21 protein-coding genes and 1 pseudogene are annotated in these 20,961 nt (G+C 69.3%); 7 read left to right on the top strand and 15 right to left on the bottom strand.

Annotated elements, in window-relative coordinates:
• On the top strand, positions 1-276 hold a 276-nt coding region (locus tag D7X55_RS44645), incomplete at its 5' end, for a hypothetical protein (RefSeq protein WP_233609862.1).
• Between the two features lie 614 nt (positions 277-890).
• On the opposite strand, the gene D7X55_RS15535 is transcribed toward D7X55_RS44645, so the two are convergent.
• Positions 891-1,595 carry a sterol desaturase family protein gene (locus tag D7X55_RS15535; RefSeq protein ID WP_121723442.1) on the bottom strand — a complete coding sequence of 235 codons (705 nt, stop codon included), beginning with the start codon at positions 1,593-1,595 and terminating at the stop codon, positions 891-893.
• 4 nt (positions 1,596-1,599) lie between these two features.
• Complete coding sequence (gene def, locus D7X55_RS15530; RefSeq protein ID WP_120549556.1) at positions 1,600-2,139, bottom strand: peptide deformylase; 540 nt, start codon at positions 2,137-2,139, stop codon at positions 1,600-1,602.
• 59 nt (positions 2,140-2,198) lie between these two features.
• Between def and D7X55_RS15525 the strand changes: the two genes are divergently transcribed.
• Positions 2,199-2,681 carry a nuclear transport factor 2 family protein gene (locus tag D7X55_RS15525; protein ID WP_120549555.1) on the top strand — a complete coding sequence of 161 codons (483 nt, stop codon included), beginning with the start codon at positions 2,199-2,201 and terminating at the stop codon, positions 2,679-2,681.
• Between the two features lie 11 nt (positions 2,682-2,692).
• Here the strand turns inward: D7X55_RS15525 and D7X55_RS15520 are convergent, their stop codons facing one another.
• From D7X55_RS15520 to D7X55_RS15495, 6 genes are all read right to left on the bottom strand, one after another.
• A complete protein-coding gene (locus D7X55_RS15520; RefSeq protein ID WP_120549554.1) occupies positions 2,693-4,135 on the bottom strand; it encodes a hypothetical protein in 1,443 nt (480 codons plus the stop codon).
• Positions 4,136-4,202: 67 nt separating this feature from the next.
• Positions 4,203-4,712 carry a hypothetical protein gene (locus D7X55_RS15515; RefSeq protein WP_120549561.1) on the bottom strand — a complete coding sequence of 170 codons (510 nt, stop codon included), beginning with the start codon at positions 4,710-4,712 and terminating at the stop codon, positions 4,203-4,205.
• Between the two features lie 44 nt (positions 4,713-4,756).
• Positions 4,757-5,374, bottom strand: a complete 618-nt coding sequence (locus tag D7X55_RS15510) for a DUF2378 family protein (protein ID WP_120549553.1) — start codon at positions 5,372-5,374, stop codon at positions 4,757-4,759.
• Positions 5,375-5,421: 47 nt separating this feature from the next.
• Complete coding sequence (locus D7X55_RS15505; protein ID WP_120549552.1) at positions 5,422-6,531, bottom strand: 3-oxoacyl-ACP synthase III family protein; 1,110 nt, start codon at positions 6,529-6,531, stop codon at positions 5,422-5,424.
• 405 nt (positions 6,532-6,936) lie between these two features.
• A complete protein-coding gene (locus D7X55_RS15500; RefSeq protein WP_120549551.1) occupies positions 6,937-7,470 on the bottom strand; it encodes a hypothetical protein in 534 nt (177 codons plus the stop codon).
• Between the two features lie 131 nt (positions 7,471-7,601).
• The gene (locus tag D7X55_RS15495) at positions 7,602-8,198 is read right to left on the bottom strand and encodes a vegetative protein (RefSeq protein ID WP_306437730.1); all 597 of its coding nucleotides are present in this window, start codon (positions 8,196-8,198) and stop codon (positions 7,602-7,604) included.
• A gap of 165 nt (positions 8,199-8,363) precedes the next feature.
• Here D7X55_RS15495 and D7X55_RS15490 point away from each other — a divergent pair, with 165 nt between their 5' ends.
• The 3 genes from D7X55_RS15490 to tkt all read left to right on the top strand — a co-directional run bounded on the left by D7X55_RS15490 (position 8,364) and on the right by tkt (position 12,608).
• Positions 8,364-9,212: a MoxR family ATPase gene (locus D7X55_RS15490; protein ID WP_121723440.1), complete on the top strand. Its 849-nt coding sequence runs from the start codon at positions 8,364-8,366 to the stop codon at positions 9,210-9,212.
• A gap of 22 nt (positions 9,213-9,234) precedes the next feature.
• Positions 9,235-10,440 carry a VWA domain-containing protein gene (locus tag D7X55_RS15485; protein ID WP_120549548.1) on the top strand — a complete coding sequence of 402 codons (1,206 nt, stop codon included), beginning with the start codon at positions 9,235-9,237 and terminating at the stop codon, positions 10,438-10,440.
• 110 nt (positions 10,441-10,550) lie between these two features.
• Positions 10,551-12,608, top strand: a complete 2,058-nt coding sequence (gene tkt / locus D7X55_RS15480) for a transketolase (RefSeq protein ID WP_121723439.1) — start codon at positions 10,551-10,553, stop codon at positions 12,606-12,608.
• A 96-nt stretch (positions 12,609-12,704) separates the two neighbouring features.
• Here tkt and D7X55_RS15475 read toward each other — a convergent pair whose 3' ends face one another.
• From D7X55_RS15475 to D7X55_RS15455, 5 genes are all read right to left on the bottom strand, one after another.
• The gene (locus D7X55_RS15475; RefSeq protein ID WP_121723438.1) at positions 12,705-14,207 is read right to left on the bottom strand and encodes a hypothetical protein; all 1,503 of its coding nucleotides are present in this window, start codon (positions 14,205-14,207) and stop codon (positions 12,705-12,707) included.
• Positions 14,208-14,435: 228 nt separating this feature from the next.
• Complete coding sequence (gene truB / locus D7X55_RS15470) at positions 14,436-15,332, bottom strand: tRNA pseudouridine(55) synthase TruB (RefSeq protein WP_121723437.1); 897 nt, start codon at positions 15,330-15,332, stop codon at positions 14,436-14,438.
• Positions 15,329-16,408, bottom strand: coding sequence for an AAA family ATPase (locus tag D7X55_RS15465; protein ID WP_121723436.1), 1,080 nt, complete (start codon positions 16,406-16,408; stop codon positions 15,329-15,331). The genes truB and D7X55_RS15465 overlap by 4 nt, the downstream gene beginning before the upstream one ends.
• A gap of 26 nt (positions 16,409-16,434) precedes the next feature.
• On the bottom strand, positions 16,435-16,677 hold the full coding sequence (locus D7X55_RS15460; protein ID WP_120549543.1) for a hypothetical protein: 243 nt from the start codon (positions 16,675-16,677) through the stop codon (positions 16,435-16,437).
• Positions 16,677-17,000, bottom strand: a complete 324-nt coding sequence (locus tag D7X55_RS15455) for a hypothetical protein (RefSeq protein ID WP_121723435.1) — start codon at positions 16,998-17,000, stop codon at positions 16,677-16,679. Before D7X55_RS15455 ends, D7X55_RS15460 begins: the two co-directional genes overlap by 1 nt.
• 87 nt (positions 17,001-17,087) lie before the next feature.
• On the opposite strand from D7X55_RS15455, the gene D7X55_RS15450 reads away from it, so the two are divergent.
• Both D7X55_RS15450 and D7X55_RS15445 read left to right on the top strand, forming a co-directional pair.
• Entirely contained in the window at positions 17,088-18,668 is a 1,581-nt protein-coding gene (locus D7X55_RS15450) for an LVIVD repeat-containing protein (RefSeq protein ID WP_121723434.1), read from the top strand.
• A 63-nt stretch (positions 18,669-18,731) separates the two neighbouring features.
• Positions 18,732-20,300, top strand: coding sequence for an LVIVD repeat-containing protein (locus D7X55_RS15445; protein WP_121723433.1), 1,569 nt, complete (start codon positions 18,732-18,734; stop codon positions 20,298-20,300).
• A gap of 22 nt (positions 20,301-20,322) precedes the next feature.
• Here the strand turns inward: D7X55_RS15445 and D7X55_RS44640 are convergent, their stop codons facing one another.
• Together D7X55_RS44640 and D7X55_RS45755 are read right to left on the bottom strand one after the other, a co-directional pair.
• On the bottom strand, positions 20,323-20,517 hold the full coding sequence (locus D7X55_RS44640; protein WP_233609863.1) for a PAS domain S-box protein: 195 nt from the start codon (positions 20,515-20,517) through the stop codon (positions 20,323-20,325).
• Positions 20,518-20,653: 136 nt separating this feature from the next.
• A pseudogene (locus tag D7X55_RS45755) lies at positions 20,654-20,905 on the bottom strand (diguanylate cyclase); the annotation flags it as partial.
• Between the last annotated feature and the right edge of the window lie 56 nt (positions 20,906-20,961).

Raw genomic sequence — 20,961 nt, 5'->3', positions numbered from 1 at the left:
TCCCTTCTCGCTGCGCTTTTCAGCGCTGCTCTTGAAGGTGAAGATGCCCTCAAAAAATTGACTGCGGTTTCCGCAATCCATTACTGCTTGGGCTTGCTATTTGGTTTTCAAAGACCGAGCCGCTTGTGCTGCTTCGCGACTTTTGCTACCGTCTACTTCGTTGCCGGTTTTGTTTCAACCGGCGGGGTTGCAGCTTCTATTTCAGTTCGCAGTCAGCGTCAACTTCGCTTTTGCGTCCTGCGGGCTGTCTCGAATCTCGTCGGCGCCGTCCAGTGACTTCCGCCGCTTCGTTTCGAGGGAGGCGGCTTCTACTTCAGCGCCGTCTTCCTTGTCAACCGCTCGCTGTCAGCTTTCCTCACCGCTTTGCGTCCGTCGTGTTGTCTTCCGGACCGCCGCTTCTTCGGTGGGGCGCGGCTTCTATCTCTTCGCCGCGTTCGCTGTCAACTCGCTTGGTTGACCGCCCTATTTTCTTGTCGGTGCTGCTCTCTCTAACGAAGTGCCTTCCGCGCCAGTGCGCGGGCTTCGAAGCGAGGGGCGCGGCTTGTACCACCACCGCATCCGCGATCAACCATTTTGGTGGCGACCGTTTGCTGCTGACCGCTCCGAGGTTCCGAGCTGCTGCCTTCGGTTCCTTGCGAGCGGGGCGCGGCTTCTACCTCTTTGCCGCGTTCGGGATCAACATCCTTCGTCGATCCTTTTCTTCCCCCCGCGCTGACTTTCCGAGGCCCGGGGGCCGACGGTTCGTTGCGCGGGGGTCCAGTCTCTAACGCTTCGATTCGGCGACGTCAAACCCTGATTGATCCGGGCCTGATCATTCCTCCCGAGACGCCCGGGATATGGGCACGCCGTTCCAGGGTGTGAACCCCCGGCTCCGGCTTTCTTTTTCCCCGTCACTCCCCTCGGCGAGCCGCCTGCTCCTCGTCCGGTGGGGCGCGCCACCGCGTTCCGAAGAGCCCGTCTCCGAGGGGAACGGTGATGTTGAAGTTGTGGCGCCCCATCCGGCTGGGATCGTGGTGCACTTGGTGGTGGCGCCTCAGGAAGGAGATGCCGGGCAGGCGGGCGCTCCAGTGGCTGCCCGGCAGGTGCGTGGTGAAGTGCACCCACTCGTACGCGAGGTAATAGCCGAGCGCCGTGGCGGCGAAGAGCCAGCCTGCGTTGGGGGAGATGAGCAGGAAGCAGAGCGCTCCCAGCGGCGCGGCGATGGCTCCCAGGAAGAAGAGGAGCAGGACCGGGGGAAAGAGCACCATCTTGAAGTCCCGGGGGGACTCGTAGGCCATCGCCTCGTGGGTGAAGAAGCGGTGGTGCTGGACGGTGTGCCGCTCGAACACCAGGCCCAGGCCCCGGGTGCGGTGGTGCATGGGGCCCCGGTGGCCGAGGAACTCGATGGTGTTCGCGAGCGCGATGACCGCGGGGACTCCGAGCAGCTCCCAGAGCCGGGGGGCCTCCACCTGGCTCAGCGCCAGGGCGATTCCTCCCAGGCATACAAGGCTGGTGAAGGCGAAGTGGGCCTGCCCCCGGTAGCCGGGCCCGATGGCCTGGGCCCGGTACTCCTCACGGAAGGCCTGGACCTTGCGGGGGACGGGGCGCGGGTCCATTCGCTTACGAGCGCTTCGTTCCCTTGTCCTGCGAGGGCTCGTCCTTGCGGCGCGCGAGCGACTTCTGCAGTTTCAGCATGCGCTCCTTGATGAGCTTCTGCTTCAGGCTGCCCAGGTGCTCCACGAAGACGTGGCCGTCCAGGTGGTCGATTTCGTGCTGGAGCACGTGGGCGAGCCGACCGTCCGCCTCCAGTTCGTGCCACTCGCCCGTCTTGTCCTGGTAGCGGACCTTCACGCGCTCGACGCGGGGGCACTTCTCCCAGACGTCCGGTACGGAGAGGCAGCCCTCCTCGTACTTCACGCTCCCCTCCTTCGAGAGAATCTGGGGGTTCACGATTTCGAACTGGGTGCCGTCCTCGCGGCCGACGATGGCCACGCGCAGGGCGACTCCCACCTGGTTGGCCGCGATGCCGATGCCCTTGGCTTCCGCCATGGACTCCGACATCTCCTGGAGGAGCGTCTCGAGTGCCGGGCCGAAGTCGGTCACGGGCTGGGTGGGCGAGGTGAGAACCTTGTGGGGCCAGATGACGATGTCGCGAGCCATGCGACGGACTCTGCCATGCGGCCTTTTCCATTGCTCGGCCGTTCCGCTAGACCGGTGACATGCACCCGCACTCCCAGCTCATCACCGACTTCTATTCGGCCTTCCAGCGGCGCGACGCGGACGGCATGGCCGCCTGCTACCACCCGGACGTGGAGTTCAACGACGCCGTGTTCCAGGGCCTGCGCTACGCGGGGGCCACCTCCATGTGGCGCATGCTGCTGGAGCGCGGCAAGGACCTGGAGCTCGACTTCAGCCAGGTCCAGGCCGATGACCGCACCGGCAGCGCCCACTGGGATGCGCGCTACACCTTCAGCCAGACGGGCCGGAAGGTGCTCAACCGCATTGATGCGTCCTTCGAGTTCGCCGACGGGAAGATCATCCGCCACACCGACCGGTTCCCCTTCTGGACCTGGTCGCGGCAGGCGCTGGGGCCCGTGGGATGGGCGCTCGGGTGGACTCCGCTCCTGCACAACAAGGTGCGCGCCCAGGCGGCCGCGGGCCTTCGCAAGTACATGAAGGAGCGCGGCATCACCGGAGCTTGAGGGCCCCTGACTCACTCCCGCACGTCGAGCGTCTTCAGCGTCACGGGCTCCCTGGGGGCCCGCCGTGACAGGGACGCCTCGCAGCGCACCTGGCCCATCCAGTCCGTGTAGCGCAGCGAGGCCTTGCCGTCCGAGTGCAGCCACAGCGTCGCGTGGCCGTGGTTGCCCCGGTCCTGGCGCACGCCCGTCCACTCCGGGAAGCGCGGCCGGGATTCGAAGAAGCGCACCGGCGCCACCGGGTACTCCGGGGCGTCCTTCCGCTCGGAGGGGAAGCCTCCGTGGCCCAGGCTGGCGCCGAGGAAGGGCAGGCCCGGCGCGCGGTCATAGAGCGCTCCGGCCTGGGCGCCTCCCCAGCACCAGAGGTCCACCCACTCGCGCTCCACGACCAGCGCGCGCAGGTCCTCGGTCACCAATGGGTGCAGCCGCGCCGCGTCCGGTCCGTAGGGCGCGGCGTGGCTCAGCAGGATGTTCATCGCGCCCCGCCGGCGTCCTTCCGACAGGCGCTGCTCCAGCCATTGCAGCAGCGCGGGTTCGCGGTGACGGCCCGCTTCGAACCAGGCCGTGTCCAGGCCGATGAGCTGGAAGCGCTCCGCGGCGAGGCAGAAGTAGCTGCCCTCCTGCGGGTGACGGGGGCCCGCGCCCCGCCGCTCGTCCAGGTAGCGGAAGTAGGCCCCCGCGCCCGAGCGCATCTCCGGCGGCGCGTTCAGCGTCAGGAGCGACGTCGTCCCGAGCAGCGGCTCCAGCGGCCCCGCCACGTGCGCGTCGAATTCGCCCTGGCGGCCCGAGTAGAAGACGCCGCCCAGGTGCACCGCGCAGTCCAGGCGCTCGCCGCGCATCACCAGCTGCCGGGCGATGTAGCGGGAAGCGTATTCGCCCGTGCCGAAGTCTCCGAAGAGCGCCACCTCCACCGGGCGGCCGGGCTCCGGCTCCCGCAGCGGATAGACGAAGCGGCTCTTCGCCCCGAAGTGCCAGCGGAACGGGGCCTGCTTCACCGCCGCGCCCTGCTCCAGCCACACGGGGCCGCTGAACAACAGCCAGCCGCGCAGGTCCGCCCGCGGCTCGAAGCGCGTGCGCGCGGGGTCGATGGGGATCTCCTCCGTCCTCAGCGGGAAGGTGAAGTCCGCGGGCAGTCCTCCCGTGCCCTGACGGGCGTGGCGCTCCGTCGCGTCCAGCTGCTCCTGGAGCTGGCCGGGGTCCGTGAAGAGCAGCTCCAGTTCGCGCAGCGCTTCGACGAACGCGCCCACCGTGACCCTCGCGCCCAGGCCGCTCTCCGTCCAGCGCAGCACGTCCTCCGGCTCGCGCAGGAAGGCGGACTTCAGCGCGTCCAGCTCCTCCGCGCCGAGGAGCGGCAGGTCCGTGTCCTCCGGCGGCGGTGCCTCCGATGGCGCGCCCCTACCGCTCGCGGGCGGCCGGTAGCCGAGCGATTCGTAGAGCGGATTCCACCTGCTTTCCATGCGTCCCCCTCGTGATGGCGTCGGATGACCCGGGACGTATTCTCCCAGGCAACCCCGACATTCCGGCTCACCCCGGGGTGCTGGACGCGGCGTCCTTCCGGAAGGCGTAGAGCGTGTAGTACGAGCCCGTGGCGAAGCCGGGCAGCTTGAGCGGGTTGAACACGCTCAGGTTGGACATCACGCCCCCCACGAAGCCCGGCGGCACCTCCACCAGCTTGAGCGCGCCGCCCGCGAGCACCACGCCCGACTGGGGCTGGTCATTGCTCACGAGCGTGCACTCGCCGGACGCGCTGAAGGCGCCCACCGGCAGGACGAAGCGTGCATGGAACGGCACCTGCGTGCCCGGGGTGAAGGCCCGGTCCGTCAGCCGGAAGCAGGCCGTCGCCGAGCCCACCCTTTCATAGGTGCCGTCGCCCACGGGCACGTAGAGGCCGGCGCCCAGCTTCACCGTGGGGGTGAAGGGCGCCGCGGCGCACACCGCTTCATCCGGCGGCGTCGCGGCGTCCTCCTGCGAGCGAAAGGCATACACCCACTCCGTGCCGGACTGCAGCCGCACCGTGGCTCCTGCCTGCGCCATGCTCGCACCCATCCTTCTTCAGGACCGCGGGTTGTCTGCTCCGGTCACTGCCAGGACAGCGCGTACTCCGTGTCCACCGGGCCCGTCTGCCGGCCCTTCACCTGGACGCCCCGGGCGCCCAGGGCCTCGATGACGGCCTGGAGCACGCCCTCGTGGTACGCGGGCGGCATGAAGTCCCGCTTCATCAGGAGCTTGCCCGCGCGGTCGCTGGACCACTCCACGCTGCGGTCGCCGTAGCTCACCGCCGCGCGGTAGCCCGTGGGCAGGTTCGTCACCAGGCGCTTGGGGCTGTCACCCGCGAGCAGCAGCAGCGTCTTGCCCGCCGCGGACGACAGGAAGTCCGTGGTCGCCTGCGTGCCCATCTTGCGCAACATCGCGTCGAAGCCGCCCAGCTGCGGCCCCATCAACTGCGCTCCCGTGAAGGACAGCTTCAGGAAGCCCGACACCGGGTAGTTGAAGAAGTCCACGAACTTCTTCTCCTGCACCGCGGCCAGACACTTCTCCACCGCGGCGTCGCCACCAAGGATGCGCACCGCGTTCAGCGCTCCGTTGAAGAACATGCCTCGTGCCGTGTCGTCGGGGGTCGCCAGGGCCAGGCGCTTCTCCAGGTCCTGGGCAATGGCGGGCTCCAGGACCACGACTTCCTTGCGCTGCTCACTCATAGAGGGGGGAATCTCCGGGGGGGAGGAGATGACAACACCCGTGCGCGCTACAGCCGCACGAGCTGGGCGCCATAATGGACGTTGGCGCCGACGGCCGCCACCACCACCAGGTCCCCACTGCCGAGTGAAACACGACCCTGCTCCAGGTCGTCCGCCAGCAGAATCAACATCCCGGCCGCGGACGTATTGCCAATGCGATCCACGTTGCAGGCCACGGCCTCCTTCGGCAGGCCCGCGCGGCTCACGAACGCGTCCATCACCCGCTTGTTGGGCTGGTGGAAGTAGTAGCGCTTCACCTGCTCACGCACCGTGGGCGTGAGCACCGCGTCCAGGCACTTCTGCATGTACTCCGGGTAGCTGCGCGCGACCTTGAAGCCGTCCACCACGAAGGCCATGTCGGCCGGGCGCGTGCGACCTGGCTGGTAGGGCAGCTTCAGCATGCCGCCGCCCCGGCGCGACACCAGCTCCGCGTACGCGTTGCCGGAGAATGAGGAGAGGATGCCCGGGCCGTCCTCGTCGCCCGGCTGCCTGCGCAGCACCACCGCGCCCGCGCCGTCGCCGAAGACATACATGGACAGGTACGCGTTGAGCGCCTTGGGGCGGCCCGGCGTGGGGGGCAGTTCGTCCGTGTAGACCTCGCGGTTGAGCAGCGGGGACGTGAACGCCGAGGCCACCACCGCCACCGTGCGGAAGCGGCCGCCGTCCATCATCTTGCGCACCAGGTCCAGCACGTACGGCGTGCCGCCGCAGCCGTCATCCACCACCAGCGCGAAGGCGTCCTCGCGCAGGCCCAGCCGCTCATGCAGCACCATGGCGTCGTGGTTGAAGTGCGGCGCGTCCGGGGTGCACGTCACCACGAAGAGCGCGTCCAGTTCCTTCGGATCCACGCCGCCGCGCGAGAGGGCCTGGCGCAGCGACACCTCACACATGTCCGTGTTCGTCGCCGGGTAGAAGCGCCCCAGCACGTCGTCCGGCGGGGGGATGGCGCGGCCCGTCTCGTCGTCGAAGTCCCAGAGGAAGCGGCGCTCCTTGATGCCAATCTTCTCTTCGATGCGGGCGGCCGACCAGCCGGGGATCGCCTTGGCGATCCGCTCGTTGGAGATGGTCCGTGCTGGGACGAACGAACCCGCACCCACCACACACACCCGTTCGGTCATTTCCATGGCCTCGCGATTTCACAGCCTTGCCGGACGGGATGGATTCCCTGGCTGGGGTGCCTAGAGCACGTTCCAGGCCACCTCCTAAGCCCTCGGAAAGACGGAGTTCCGGTTTCTGGACGCGTCATCCGTGAAGGGCGAGCGACGCCAGAACACCCCCTCAGGCCTGTGAAATCCGCAGGATGGGGAATGCTTCAAAAGTGAAGTCACCGGCGTGGAATGAAGCACACGCGATGTGTCAATTCACTTTTGGTAATACTGAATACACAGACCGTATCTACCATCGGGCCGGCGATATCAATGACCCCCGAGTCGGCCGGGTGATCACCTCTTGTATTGCGCGAGCCGGGACCGATTGGATATCCCCGCGACCGATTTCCCGGCCGCGGGGGTCCGCTGCTTCACTCAGAAGGGGATGTTGTCGTCGTCGCCGGGGGGCGGGATTTCGCCGTCGTCCGGCGGGTTGCCGTAGCCGTAGCCACCGCCCCGGCCGCCTCCGCCACCGCCGCGCGCGGGGGGCTCGCCGCCGCCACCCTCACCGCGCTGCCGGGCAATCTCCGCCTCGATGGCGGCCAGGAGCTGGCGCTCCTTGTCGTGCCAGCGCGACTTGCTGGGGTCCGCCAGGGAGCGGCGCGCGCCGTTGGCGTAGAACTCCAGGTCCTGGAGGCTGGCGCCGTAGACGGGGGCGCCCTTGCTGCGGCCGTAGTTGGGCAGGAGCGTGCCGTCGCCACCACCACCACCGCCACCGGACGGGGCGCCCGAGGACGCGGGACGGCGGTACGCCGGGGCCGACGCCGCGACGGGCGTGGCGCTCATGGACAGCTCGCCCAATTGCAGCGTGAAGCCTTCGTCGTTCCGGTACGCCGTGCCCACCCGGACCTGCTCCACCGAACCGTCGGGACGGCGGACCGCGACGGTGACTGGATATTGCTCGCTCATGGGGCCGGGATTCACACCTCCACGGCCCGCATGTCAATCGAAGGAAGCACTGCGTGTCGGGCCCGAGGCACGCACGGCGGGCCGCTGGGGGCGACCCGTCACGCGGGGACCACCGGGGACGACGTCCTCCGTCAGGTCAGCGACACCATGCCGCCGCCGGAGCCCTTCTTGCGCACCCACGCCTTGGGCTTGGGCGGCGCCGCGGGCGCGGCCGGCTTCGCGGCTTCCTTCAGCGCCTGGCTGCCCGCGCGGCCTCGCGGCAGCGTGACGTCCGGGACCGACTGCGACTTCGCGCCATCCACCCACGCCTCCGGACGGCGGCCGGTGCGGATGAGCAGGCGCAGCTTCTGGTAGTGCGCCGAGCAGTAGCCCTTGGAGCGGCTCTGGCGCTTGCAGCCGATGACGGCGCAGGCCTGGTTGTCTTCCGCGGCGGCGGCCTTCGGCGGACGGCCCGGGCCCCTCGCGGCGGGCGCGGCGGCGGGCGCGGCGGCCTTCGGCGGACGGCCCGGGCCCCTCGCGGCGGGCGCGGCGGCGGCCTTTGGCGGACGGCCCGGACCCCTCGCGGCGGGCGCGGCGGCCTTCGGCGGACGGCCCGGACGGCGGCGGACCGGCTCCGGCGCCAGCGTGGGCGTGCGCACGCCCGCCACGGCCCCGAGGCGGCTGGAGAGCGGCGCCAGCCGTTGAATCATCTCCCGCAGGTCGTCCAGCGCATCCAGCCCATTGGCCATCCGGGCGACGGCCTTCTGAACGGGAGCCAGTTGCAGTTGCAACTCGCGACGGACCATGTCGCGCAGTTCGGTCTCAAGAGAAAGTGGGGCCATGTGGGGCAGGATATACACCCAACCGCCTGGGGAGGGATGGAAACATTCCCCGGGATGTTAAAGGAACCAACCATGACTCCGGTTCCCACCCCTGTTCGCTTCCGCGGCACCGACTCCTACCTCACGAGCGAGGGCCTGCAGGCGGCCGTCAATTGCGCCCTCACGCTCCAGCGTCCACTGCTGGTCAAGGGCGAGCCCGGCACCGGCAAGACGCTGCTGGCGGAAGCGATTGCGCAGGGACTGGGATTGAAGCTGCTCACCTGGCACGTGAAGAGCACCACGCGCGCGCAGGACGGCCTGTATGTCTACGACACCGTGCAGCGGTTGTATGACTCGCGCTTCGGGGACGGGGACGTGCGAGACATCCGGCGATACATCCGCCTGGGGCCGCTGGGCGAGGCGTTCGCCGCTCCGGAGCGCGTGGTGTTGCTCATCGACGAAGTGGACAAGGCGGACCTGGAGTTCCCCAACGACCTGCTCCACGAGCTGGACCGGATGCGCTTCCGCATCTCCGAGACGAACGACGAGGTGGTGGCGAAGCACCGCCCGGTGGTGCTCATCACCAGCAACAACGAGAAGGAATTGCCTGACGCGTTCCTGCGCCGGTGCGTGTTCCACTTCATCGACTTCCCGGAGCGCGAGCTCATGCAGCGCATCGTGGACGTGCACCACCCGGGGCTGGATGCGTCGCTGGCGGACCAGGCGCTGAAGATCTTCTACGAGCTGCGCGCGATGACGCGTCTGCGCAAGCGGCCCTCCACCAGTGAGCTCGTTGACTGGATTTCCGTGCTCAAGGCCAACGGCGTGGTGGAGCTGAAGCTGGATGAACAGCTGCCGTTCCTGGGCGCGCTGCTCAAGAAAGAGCAGGACCTGGTGGCGGTGGCGGAGGCCTTCGGGCGCGGCCGGCGGACTCGCGCTTAAGGCAGGCTTGGGAGGCCACGCCATGTTCCTGCCGTTCTTCTACGAGCTGCGAAAGCGCGGGGTGAAGGTGGGCGCGCAGGAGGCGCTTGCCCTGGCCGGAGCGCTGAAGGCCGGGCTGCATGACAGCAGCCTGGATGGTTTCTATCACGTGGCTCGCGCGCTCCTCGTCCACTCGGAGACGCAGCTGGATGCCTTTGACCAGGCGTTCCTCGCGCATTTCCAGGGTGTGGCCTCCGACGCGCTGAAGCTCACCGAGGAGCTGTTGTCCTGGCTGGAGGAGGCCAAGGAGCGCACCGACCTGAGCCCGGAGGAGCTGGCGCTCCTGGAGCAGTGGGATCCCGAAGAGCTGCGCCGGCAGCTGGAGCAGCGGCTGAAGGAGCAGACCGAGCGCCACGACGGCGGTACGCGCTGGGTGGGCACGGGCGGCGCGTCTGCCTTTGGCAACAATGGCATGGCCCGGCAGGGCGTGCGCATTGGCGGCACGGGCGGGCGGCAGGGCCAGGCGCTGTGGCAGGCCGGAGCGCGCAAGTACGCGGGCTACCGCGACGACCTGGTGCTGGACACGCGGCAGATGGCGGTGGCGCTGCGCAAGCTGCGGGCCTTCGCGCGCGAGGGCGTGGCGGAGGAGCTGGACGTGGACGAGAGCATCGCCGCCACCGCGAAGAACGCGGGCGAGCTGGAGGTCGTGACACGTCCGCCGCGCCGGCCCAACACGCGCGTGGTGCTGTGCATGGACGTGGGCGGCTCCATGGACCCGTACGCGCACCTGGTGAGCCGGCTGTTCAGCGTCGCCAGCCAGGCCACGCACTTCAAGGAGCTGCGCACCTACTACTTCCACAACTGCGTCTACGGGAAGCTGTACGCCACGCCGCAGCTGACGGGCGGCATCACCGTGCCGGAACTCACCGCGCAGGTGGGCCGGCATCACAAGCTGGTGATGGTGGGGGACGCATCCATGGCCCCGTATGAGCTGGGCATCCGCACGGATGCCAATGGCCAGTACCGGCAGGAGGGGCTGGAGGGGCTCACGTGGATGATGCAACTGGCGCAGCACTTCGAGCGCAACGTGTGGCTCAACCCGGAGCCTCGGGGGTCGTGGCGCTCGGGGACCATCGCGGTCATCGCCAATGTATTCCCCATGTTCGCCCTCACGGTGGAGGGGTTGGGTGAGGCAGTGAACCATCTGACCCGGGGGAAGACGCCCCGGGGCGCGATGGCCCGGCGGTAATTCCCGGAAAGGGGCGTGCGCCTGCCGACGGACGGGCGTGTTTGGTGCGGCGCAGCGGCCCCGGTTACGGCATGGTGCGCCCGCGACGCAGGCTCAGCGCGGGAGGCCGCATGACGACCGAGAAGATCGATACCCAGGCAATCAACACCATCCGCACGCTGTCCATGGACGCGGTGGAGAAGGCCCACTCGGGCCACCCGGGCGCGCCCATGGCGCTGGCCCCCGTGGCCTACCAGCTGTGGCAGCAGGAGCTGCGATACGACCCGGCCACGCCGAACTGGCCGGACCGCGACCGCTTCATCCTGTCCAACGGCCACGCGTCCATGCTGCTCTACAGCCTGCTGCACCTGGCGGGCGTGAAGCGCGTGAAGGACGCGAAGGTGCTGGACGTCCCGGCCGTGTCGCTGGACGACATCCGCAACTTCCGCCAGCTGGACTCGGCGACGCCGGGCCACCCGGAGTACCACTGGACCACCGGCGTGGAGACCACCACCGGCCCCCTGGGCGCGGGCGTGTCCAACAGCGTGGGCATGGCCATCGCCAGCAAGTGGCTGGGCGCCCACTTCAACAAGCCCGGCTTCGACCTGTTCACCCATGACGTCTACGCGCTGTGCGGCGACGGCGACATGATGGAGGGCGTGGCGAGCGAGGCCGCGTCGCTCGCGGGCCACCTGAAGCTGCCCAACCTGTGCTGGATCTACGACAGCAACCACATCTCCATCGACGGCAGCACCGACCTGGCCTTCACCGAGGACGTGGGCCGCCGCTTCGAGGGCTACGGCTGGCGCGTGCTGAAGGTCACCGACGCCAACGACCTGGACGCGCTGTCCAAGGCCTACAAGTCCTTCAAGGACGAGCGCGGCAAGCCCACGCTCATCATCGTCAACTCGTTCATCGGCTTCGGGTCGCCCAAGAAGCAGGGCTCCGCCAGCGCCCACGGCGAGCCCCTGGGCGCGGAGGAGATCAAGGCCACCAAGAAGGCCTACGGCTGGCCCGAGGACGCGCAGTTCCTGGTGCCCGACGGCGTCCCGCAGCGCTTCCAGGAGCGCCTGGGCGCGCGCGGCAAGGCGCTGCATGACGCGTGGGAGAAGTCCCTGGCGGACTACCGGAAGCAGCACCCGGAGCTGGCGCGCGAGCTGGACGCGCTGCTCAAGCGCGAGCTGCCCGAGGGCTGGGACAAGGAGCTGCCCGTGTTCCCCGCGGACGCGAAGGGCATGGCCACGCGTGAGTCCGGCGGCAAGGTGCTCAACGCGCTGGCGAAGAACTACCCGTGGCTGGTGGGCGGCTCCGCGGACCTGAACCCGTCCACGAAGACGTACATCTCCGCGTCCACGTCCATGAAGCCGGGCGAGTACTCGGGCCGCAACATCCACTTCGGCGTGCGCGAGCACGCGATGGGCTCCGTCGTCAACGGCCTCAACCTGAGCCACGTGCGCGGCTACGGCGCCACGTTCCTCATCTTCAGTGACTACGAGCGCCCCGCCATGCGCCTGTCGTCCCTGATGGAGATCCCGTCCATCCACATCTTCACCCACGACTCCATTGGCCTGGGCGAGGACGGCCCCACGCACCAGCCGGTGGAGCAGCTGATGTCCCTGCGCGCGGTGCCGGGCAACATCGTGCTGCGCCCCGGTGACGCCAACGAGGTGACGGAGGCGTGGCGCTACATCGCGCAGCAGAAGCACCACCCGGTGGTGCTGGTGCTGTCGCGCCAGCCGGTGCCCACGCTGGACCGCACGAAGTTCGCGCCTGCTTCCGGCGTGGCGCAGGGCGCGTACACGCTGCTGGAGGCGGAGGGCGGCAAGCCGGACGTCATCCTCATTGGCACCGGCACGGAGGTGGCGCTGGTGGTGGAGGCCGCGGAGAAGCTCAAGGCCGAAGGCGTGAAGGCCCGCGTGGTGAGCATGCCGTCGTGGGAGCTGTTCGAGCAGCAGCCCCAGGAGTACCAGGACCGCGTGCTGCCCCCGGACGTGAAGGCTCGCGTCTCCGTGGAGAAGGGCGCGGCGTTCGGCTGGGAGCGCTGGGTGGGCCACACGGGCAGCGTCATCGGCATGCGCAGCTTCGGTGCGTCCGCGCCCATCAAGGCGCTGCAGCAGAAGTTCGGCTTCACCGTGGAGAACGTGGTGAAGGAGGCGCACGCCACCATCGCCAAGGCGAAGAAGCAGTAACGCGCCCGCGAAAAAAACAAGTGCCCCGGACCCTCCCCCGAAGGTCCGGGGCACTTCAGACTTCTGGCTTCAAATCCCCCCCACTGCCACTGCTCATCAGGCCGCGAAGAACACGGGGCGCGTGGGGCGCGGGTTGCTGATGAACTTCATCTCGTTGATCATCTTCTTGAAGTCCTTCTGGCCGATGCCCGTGGAGCCATGGGCCTGCGCGCGGGTGGCGTACTTCTCGTAGGTGTCCACGACCTTCTTCGCTTCCGGCGTGAGGCGGTCGTAGTTCTGGCGGGCCCACTTCATCGTGTCCGTGAACTCGGTGCCGGCCGCCTGGCCGTCCAGGTCGCCCGCGCCCTTCTCGATGGCGGCGGTCAGGTCGCTGCCGGAGATCTTCCCCTGCTTGGCGTCCAGGCCCTCCAGCGCGTTGCGCATGGAGCTGTCGTGGAAGGTCTTGAAGGCCTCCATCTTCTTGAACATGGCGTCGGCCTCCTTCTGGGTCATGCCCTCGGGGCCCGCCTTCTTCGCGGCCTGCTGGTAGGTCTTGAGGACCTGCTTCGCCTCGGGCGTGAGGCGGCTCTCGTTCTTGGCGGCCCACTTCTCGAACTCCTTCAGCTCGGAGGTGGAGGAGTGGCCGTCCTTGTCGGAGATGCCCTTCTTGATGGCCTCGGCGAGGTCCTCACCGGAGATGGGGCCCTGCTCCTTGTCGAGCGCCTCCGTGGCCTTGCGGGCGCTCACGTCACCGGCGCCCACCTGGCGCATCTCCTTGTTCATGGCGGCGTTCTCCGCGTCGGTGAGGCCGGTGCGGCCCTGGGCCTGGGCGGCCTTGGTGTGCTTGCGGTAGACGTCCAGGACCTCCTTGGCCTCCGGGGAGAGGCGGCTCTCGTTCTTGGCGGCCCACTTCTCGAACTCCTTCAGCTCCGCGCCGCCGGCCTGGCCGTCGTGGTCCGCGGTGCCGGCCTTGATGGCGCGGGCCATGTCCTGGCCGGACACGGTGCCGCCGTGGGTCTTGCTGTCCAGGTTGGCGAGCGCCTTCTTCGCGCTGGCGTCACCCACGTCGCGCATCTCCGCGAGCATCTTCTTGAAGTCGCCCTGGGGGATGCCGGACTCGCCGCGCGCCTGGGAGAGCGCCGCGTACTTGCTGTAGATGTCCATCACCTGGCGGGCCTCCGGGGTGAGGCGCTCGCGGTTGTTGGCGGCCCAGTCCGCGACGGCGCGGTACTCACCGGAGGCGGCCTGGCCGTCCAGGTCCCCGACGGCGGCCTCGATGCTGTCCGCGAACTTCTCCGCGCTGATGGGGCCGGAGGTCTGGTTCAGCTTGTTCATCTCCACCATGGCGCCCACGTCCTTGGGCTGCCAGTTGTCGCGCGGGCCCCAGCAGCCGTGGCCGTGCGTGGAGAAGCCGTCACCGAGGTGGCTGTGGCGGGCCTGCAGGTCGTGCAGCTGCGCCTTCAGGCCATCCAGCTGCGACTTCATGTTGTTGATGGTGGCCTTCGTCTCCGCCGCCTGCTTCGCCGGGGACGAGGAGCCGCGAAGGACAGAGAGTTCCTTGTTGCCGAGGGCCGGCTTGGTGTTGAGGGCGGCGGTAGAGAACTTTTCGATCGTGGCCATTTTTGATCTCCGGGAGGAGCGGCTTCCTTTGCGGAAGCGGTCATGCCGGGACCTATTGCTCGCGTCGTGCCAGCCCTGCCCACCTGCACACCCTGAAGGATTCCGTGGGGTTACGCGGTGATGACGCAAAGTCCGGGGTGGTGACAACAGTCACCAGCGGTGATGACTGTCACCATCCCCCCGCCCTCCCGGGTGGTGACGAGAGGCATCACTTCCGGCGCGTCTGTTCTAGACGCCGCCGCGCAGCTCTGTCTCGGGCCAGAGGGCTCCGTCCCCGGGCGTGAGCAGGAAGGTCAACTTCCCCTGGTGGAAGCCTCGCACCGGGCCGGGGGGCTCCGGGTAGCCCGGGGGCAGGCGCCAGTCCGGGGGCTGGAGCGGCGTGGCGGCGATGGATTGGTTCTGGCGCAGCGCTCCCACGTCCTGATCCGTGAGCGCGCGCGAGTGCGTCCAGGGGAGGAGGTCGCGGCCGTGCAGCTCGATGCGGGCACCAGGGCCCGGGTCCTTCCACGGGCCGATGGCCGTGCGCTTCAGCGTGGAGAGGTGCGCTCCGCAGCCGAGTGCGCGTCCCAGGTCCCGGGCCAGGGAGCGGACGTAGTAGCCGCCGCGGCAGGTGAGCTCCAGGACGCTGGCTGTGGGCAAGTTGTGCGAGAGCCAGCGCGCGGTGTGCAGGTACACGCGCGACGGGGGCAGCTCCACGGCCTCGCCCCGGTGGGCCTTGCGGTAGGCGGGCTCGCCTCCGAGCTTCTTCGCGCTGGTGGCGGGCGGGATCTGTTCCGTCCAGCCGAGGAACGGGCGCAGTGCTGCTTCAAGGCGCTCGGGCGTGAGCGCGGTCGCGTCGCCCTGGTGGATGGGGCGGCCGTGCAGGTCTCCGGTGTCCGTCTCCGTGCCCCACTCCACGCGGGCCTCGTAGACCTTGGGCGCGGCGTGCAGGTGTTCGAAGAGGTGCGTGGCCGGGCCCACCAGCATCAGCAGCAGCCCTTCCGCGAATGGATCCAACGTGCCGCCGTGACACAGCGCCGTGCGGCGGCCGGGGCGCGTGGCCTGGGCTTCCTCCTGAAAGGTCCGGACAGTGGCGAAGCTGGTGGCGCCCACGGGTTTGTGCGTGAGGTAGAGGCCGGGCGTCATGGCTTCACCTTCGTCGCGCCCGCCTCTTTCTCCAGGTGCACGGGCGAGGTGCCGGTCTTGTCCGCGATGACGTTGGCCAGGGCCTCCGCGTGCGTCGTCACCCAGATCTGGCTGTGCTCCGAGGCTCGCACGATGAGGCGGCCCAGGGGCTCCAGCAGGTCCGGGTGCAGGCTGGTCTCCGGCTCGTTCAGCGCGAGGAACGGCGGCGGCCTGGGGCTGAGCAGCGCCGCCAGCAGACACAGGTAGCGCAGCGTTCCGTCCGACAGCTCCGGCGCCGCCATGGGCCTCGACAGGCCGGGCATGTGCAGGAAGAGGCTGAAGCGGCCGTCCTCCGCGCGCACCTCCAGCCTGGCTCCGGGGAAGGCGTCGTCGAGGCCCTGCTCCAGGGCGCGCTCGTCGCCAATCTCCCAGACGGTCTGGAGCGCCGCCGCCAGGTCGCGTCCGTCGGAGGCGAGCACCGGCGTGCGCACGCCCACCTGCGGGTGCCGGGGCAGCGCGTCCGGGTCGGTGCGGAAGTGGTGGTAGAAGCGCCACGCGCTCAGCGTGCGCTGGACCTCGCCCAGTCTGGGGAAGCGGTGCGGTTCGGAGAGTTGATCCATCACCGACTCCGCGCCCCACAGCTCCGTGGGGAACGTGACGCGCGTTCCGTCCGCATCTCGGATGAAGGCCGTGCGGTCCTTGCGCTCCATCAACACCAGACGCCGGCCTCCCGAGTGCGCCCAGAGGTGTTCCTCCTTCACCTCCGGATCCAACGTGAACATCGTGTCACGTGGCGACCCCTGCACCAGGCCGCATTGCAGCTCATAGGTGAGGTCGTCCAGGTCCACCGTCACGCGCAGGCGCACCGGCTTCTTCAGGTCGCGCGGGCCGGCCCACATCACGCTGGGGGTGCCGCCCTCCTCCGCCAGCGTGCGCGCGAGCCTTCCTTCCGCCGCCGCCGCGAGCAGGTAGAGCGCGCGGTACAGGTTCGTCTTGCCGCTGCCGTTGGGGCCCACCACCACGGTCACCGGCCCCAGCTCCAGGTGGAGCTGACGCACGGAGCGGTAGCCTGCGATGTCCAGACGCGTGAGGGCCATGGCGTGCGCGTGAGCCTACCCGGCCCTTACGGAGGGGGCCGCACCTTTGACCGGCCGCTGCCCACCTCCCGGCACAGCGCCCAGAAGTTGTTGAGGACCTTGTTGGAGGGGAGTGCTCCGCCCACGACCAGTGAGCCGTCCGAGCCGGACGGCACCAGCAGCTCCACGTCCAGGGCCCCGGCCACGAGGTGATTCGCGCCGGCGTACAACGCGCGCACCCGTTGGTTGCCCATGACCACCAGCCCCGAGTCCGACGGTTCCCCATCCATCAGGGCGCCATGGACGATGAGGTCTCCGAGAAGTGGGGGAAGGAAGCCACCGGTCCGCCGTGACGCACCAGCGCGTGGGCGAGGATGCACTCCCAGTGCGAGGGGCTCCGTCCGTCGGGGATGGTGATGGGCTCGAAGGCCTTTCGCGTCAGCGCCGCCTCCAGCGCCCCCGCCAGGCTGTCGAGCCATGCGTCCCGCTGGTGCCGCGGGCCCTGCGTGGGCCAGCGGGGCTCCAGGCCCCAGGCGTCGACAACCTTCCCGCCGAGCACGCGGGTGCGCAGGCCGGTGAGCGCGGCTTCGATGTCCGGACGGCGTGGGTGCATGGCGGGCTTCTAGCGCCGCGCGGGGGCTCGCGCATCCGCCTCGGGCGGTGGCATAGACTCGCGGCACTTCTCAGGGGGAACCATCCCATGACGTCTTTCTTTCGCCTCCTGGGCACGGGCCTGTTCGCCTGCGCCCTGTCCCTGTCCGGCTGTAGCGACTCCGACCCGCCGCCTCTCGTGCCGGACGCGGGCACGCCGGAGCCCAAGCCCCTCATCGAGCGCGGCGACTACGTGGACGTAGTCCCCAACGAGCCGTGCATGGACCCGGCCTACTGGTCGCCCAGGGCGAACTGCACCGACCCGGCCAGCTTCCCGCTCACGGGGTGTGACCTGAACGCGGTGCGCGCCCTGGAGCCGTCCGGCGTCTACCAGGCCCTCTTCCGCTACAACAGCCAGAGCTATTTCGGCTCGGGCTTCCGCCTGGACACCGCCCCCAGCTTCCTGGGCCTTCCCCCAGTGCGCCGCCAGGTGGGCCCCGACGGGCTCTTCCTCACCGCGGAGGTCACCACCTCCGACAGGAAGGTGATGCGCCTGGCGCTCGCGGGCTGCCGCGTGCCGGAGCCCGGCCGCGTCACCGGTTGCTTCGTGCGCTGCACCGACGGCGTGCCGGACTTCTCCGGCACCTTCGATGCCCGGCGGATGAACCTGGCCCACGAAGCGGCCACCGGTGCGCAGCCCCCGCGGCTCGTGTCCGAGACGGCCGTTCCGGTGGGTGACCCCGTGGACGTCTACGTCACCAAGGGCCACGCCTACGTGGTGTCGCTGCCCCGGAAGAAGGAGGAGCCCGGCGGCCTGAGCGTCATCAACGTGAGCGACCCCGCGCGCCCCGTGCTCGTCACCCGCGTGAGCCTGCCCAACGACCACTACTGGAACGGCGTCTGGGCCAAGGGCGACGCGCTCTACGTCGCCAGCGGCAACTCCGGCCTCGCCGTCTTCGACATCACCGACCCGGCGAACCCCCAGTACCTGCGCTCGCTGCCCGGCGGCGCCATCGACGTGCACACCGTGTTCGTGGACGGAGACCGGCTGTACGCCATGTCCCCCTCCCCCAACGGGGAGACGCTGGTGTTCGACGTGGCCTCGCCGCTGGAGCCCCGGCTGCTCAGCCGCCTCACCCTGCCCAACAAGGCGGCGGGCAGCTATCCGCACGACGCGTTCGCCTACGGAGACCGGCTCTACATCAACCACACGCTCAACGGGTACGTCGTCCTGGACGTGAAGCGCCCGGACGTGACGCCCGTGCTGGGCGCGTATTCGTTCTACGGCAACTACAGCCACGCGAACGCGGTGGGCACCATCGATGGACGCACCATCGCCTTCGAGGGCGGCGAGCGCGAGGGCGCGCACCTGCGCGTGCTGGACGTCACCGACCCGGCGAAGATCCGGCTCATCGGCGAGGTGCGCAAGCGCGCGCAGACGTCCATCCACAACATGGTGCTGAAGGGCACGCGGCTGTACGTGGCCTGGTACCACGAGGGCGTGCGCGTCTTCGACGTGTCAAAGCCCGAGGAGCCGAAGGAGGTGGCCTCCTTCGACTCCTTCCAGGAAGCCCACCCGCGCAGCACCGACAGCCTCTTTCAGGGGGCCATCGGCATCCGCGTGCCGGGCGACGGGTACGTGTACGCCGTGGACCTGTCGCGCGGGCTGCTCATCCTCTCCGAGCCATGAGGTAGACTCTCCAGCGCTTCGCGCCGGCCGTGGTTCGCGAAGCCTTTCGGGGGGTTTCATCCGATGACGTCCTTGCTTCGATTCGTAGGCACGGGCCTGTTCGCCTGCGCCCTGTCCTTGTCTGGCTGTAGCGACTCCGGCCCGGGCGACGGCACGATGGATCCTCCGGAGCCCATCGCCGAGCTCACCGACTACGTGGACGTGGTCCCCACCGAGCCGTGCATGGACGCGAACTCCCTGGAGCCTCGCGCGAACTGCACGGACCCGAGCAGCTTCGACCTGTCCGGCTGTGACCTGGCGGCGGTGGGCGCGCTGGAGCCCTCCGGCATCTACCAGGCCACCTTCCGCTACAGCGCCACGAGCAACTTCAGCGGGGGCTTCCGCCTGGATACGAAACCCAGCTTCCTGGGCAACGCCCCCGTGCTCAACGAGGTGGGCCCCCAGGGGTTCTTCATCACCGGGGAGACCTACATCTCCGACACCTCCGTACGGTGGTACGCGCTCGCGGGCTGCCGCGTGCCGGAGCCCGGCCGCGTCACCGGCTGCTTCGTGCGCTGCACCGACGACGTGCCGGACCGCTCCGGCACCTTCGATGCCCGGCGGATGAACCTGGCCCACGAGGAGGACACCGGCGCCCAGCCGATGCGCCTGGTCTCCGAGACCGCCGTCCCGGTGGGCGACCCCGTGGACGTCTACGTCACCAAGGGTCACGCCTACGTGGTGTCCGTGCCCCGGTTCCCGGAGGAAGGCGGCCTGAGCGTCTTCAACGTGAGCGACCCGGCGCACCCCGTATTCGTCACCCGCGTGAGCCTGCCCAAGGACACCTACTGGAACGGCGTCTGGGCCAAGGGCGACGCGCTCTACGTCGCCAGCGGCAACTCCGGCCTCGCCGTCTTCGACATCACGAACCCGGCGGATCCGCAGTACCTGCGCTCGCTGCCCGGCGGCGCCATCAACGTGCACACCGTGTTCGTGGACGGAGACCGGCTGTACGCCATGTCCCCGTACCCCAACGCGGAGACGCTGCTGTTCGACGTGGCCTCGCCGCTGGAGCCCCGGTTGCTCAGCCGCATCACCGTGCCTCACGAGGAGGACACCACCAGCTACCCGCATGACGCCTTCGCGTATGGCGACCGGCTCTACGTCAACCACACGAGCACGGGCTACGTCGTCCTGGACGTGAAGCGCCCGGACGTGACGCCCGTGCTGGGCACGTATGCCTTCAGCGGCCAGTTCAGCCACGCGAACGCGGTGGGCACCATCAACGGGCGCACCATCGCCTTCGAGGGCGGCGAGCGCGTGGGGGCGCACCTGCGCGTGCTGGACGTCACCGACCCGGCGAACATCCGCCTCATCGGGGAGGTGAGGAAGCGCCCGCAGACGTCCATCCACAACATGGTGCTGAAGGGCACGAAGCTCTACGTGGCCTGGTACCACGAGGGCGTGCGCGTCTTCGACGTGGCGGACCCCGCGCACCCGAAGGAGGTGGCCGCGTTCGACTCCTTCCAGGAGGCGCACCCGCGCAGCACCGACAGCCTCTACCAGGGGGCCATCGGCATCCGCGTGCCGGGCGATGGGCACGTGTACGTCGTGGACATGTCGCGCGGGCTGCTGGTGCTGAAGGATCCCTGAGGCGCTGACCGTCGCGCCGGCGTCACTCCGCTTCGATGCGGTTGCGGCCGTTCTCCTTCGCCCGGTAGAGCCGGGCGTCGGCGACGCGCAGGAGTTCGTCCAGGGCCAGGTCCACCAGGGAGCGGCTGTAGAGCTCCGCGTCGCTGAAGCCCAGGGTGCGGCTCCAGGCGTGGGACAGGCGCAGGAAGGTGCCGTCCATGGCGGCGATGCAGAGCATGTCCACGGAGACTTCGAAGAAGCGGTCCTGCTGCTCCAGCGCGGCGCGGGCCTCGCTCGCGTCCAGGGCGTTGATTTCCCCTTCCGCCCAGCACCAGCGGGTTGTCGTGGAAGCGCGGGTCCCTCAGCGCGTCCGGCACCACGAAGGTGGCGGGGGACAGGATGGCGTGGCCGCAGAAGGACACCTCGCGCGGCGTCTGCGTGGCGTCCAGGCCGTGGCGGGCCTTGAACCACTGGCGGTCCTCGTCCACCAGCGTCACCAGCGCGATGGGCACGCGGAACAGGTGCGACGCCGCGCGCACGATGCGGTCGAACCGTTCGTAGGCGGGCGTGTCCAGCAGACACAGCGAACGCAGCGCCTGGAGGCGCCGCGGCTCATCCGCGGGCATCGGGGGAGGAAGCATGGCCTGCCCGGGTGCTCCCCCACTTGTCTGCCATTGGGGAG

Origin of the sequence: Corallococcus sp. AB049A (assembly GCF_003668885.1) — a bacterium.
Lineage (GTDB): Bacteria > Myxococcota > Myxococcia > Myxococcales > Myxococcaceae > Corallococcus > Corallococcus interemptor.
This window is presented reverse-complemented; position numbering and strand designations above follow the sequence as displayed.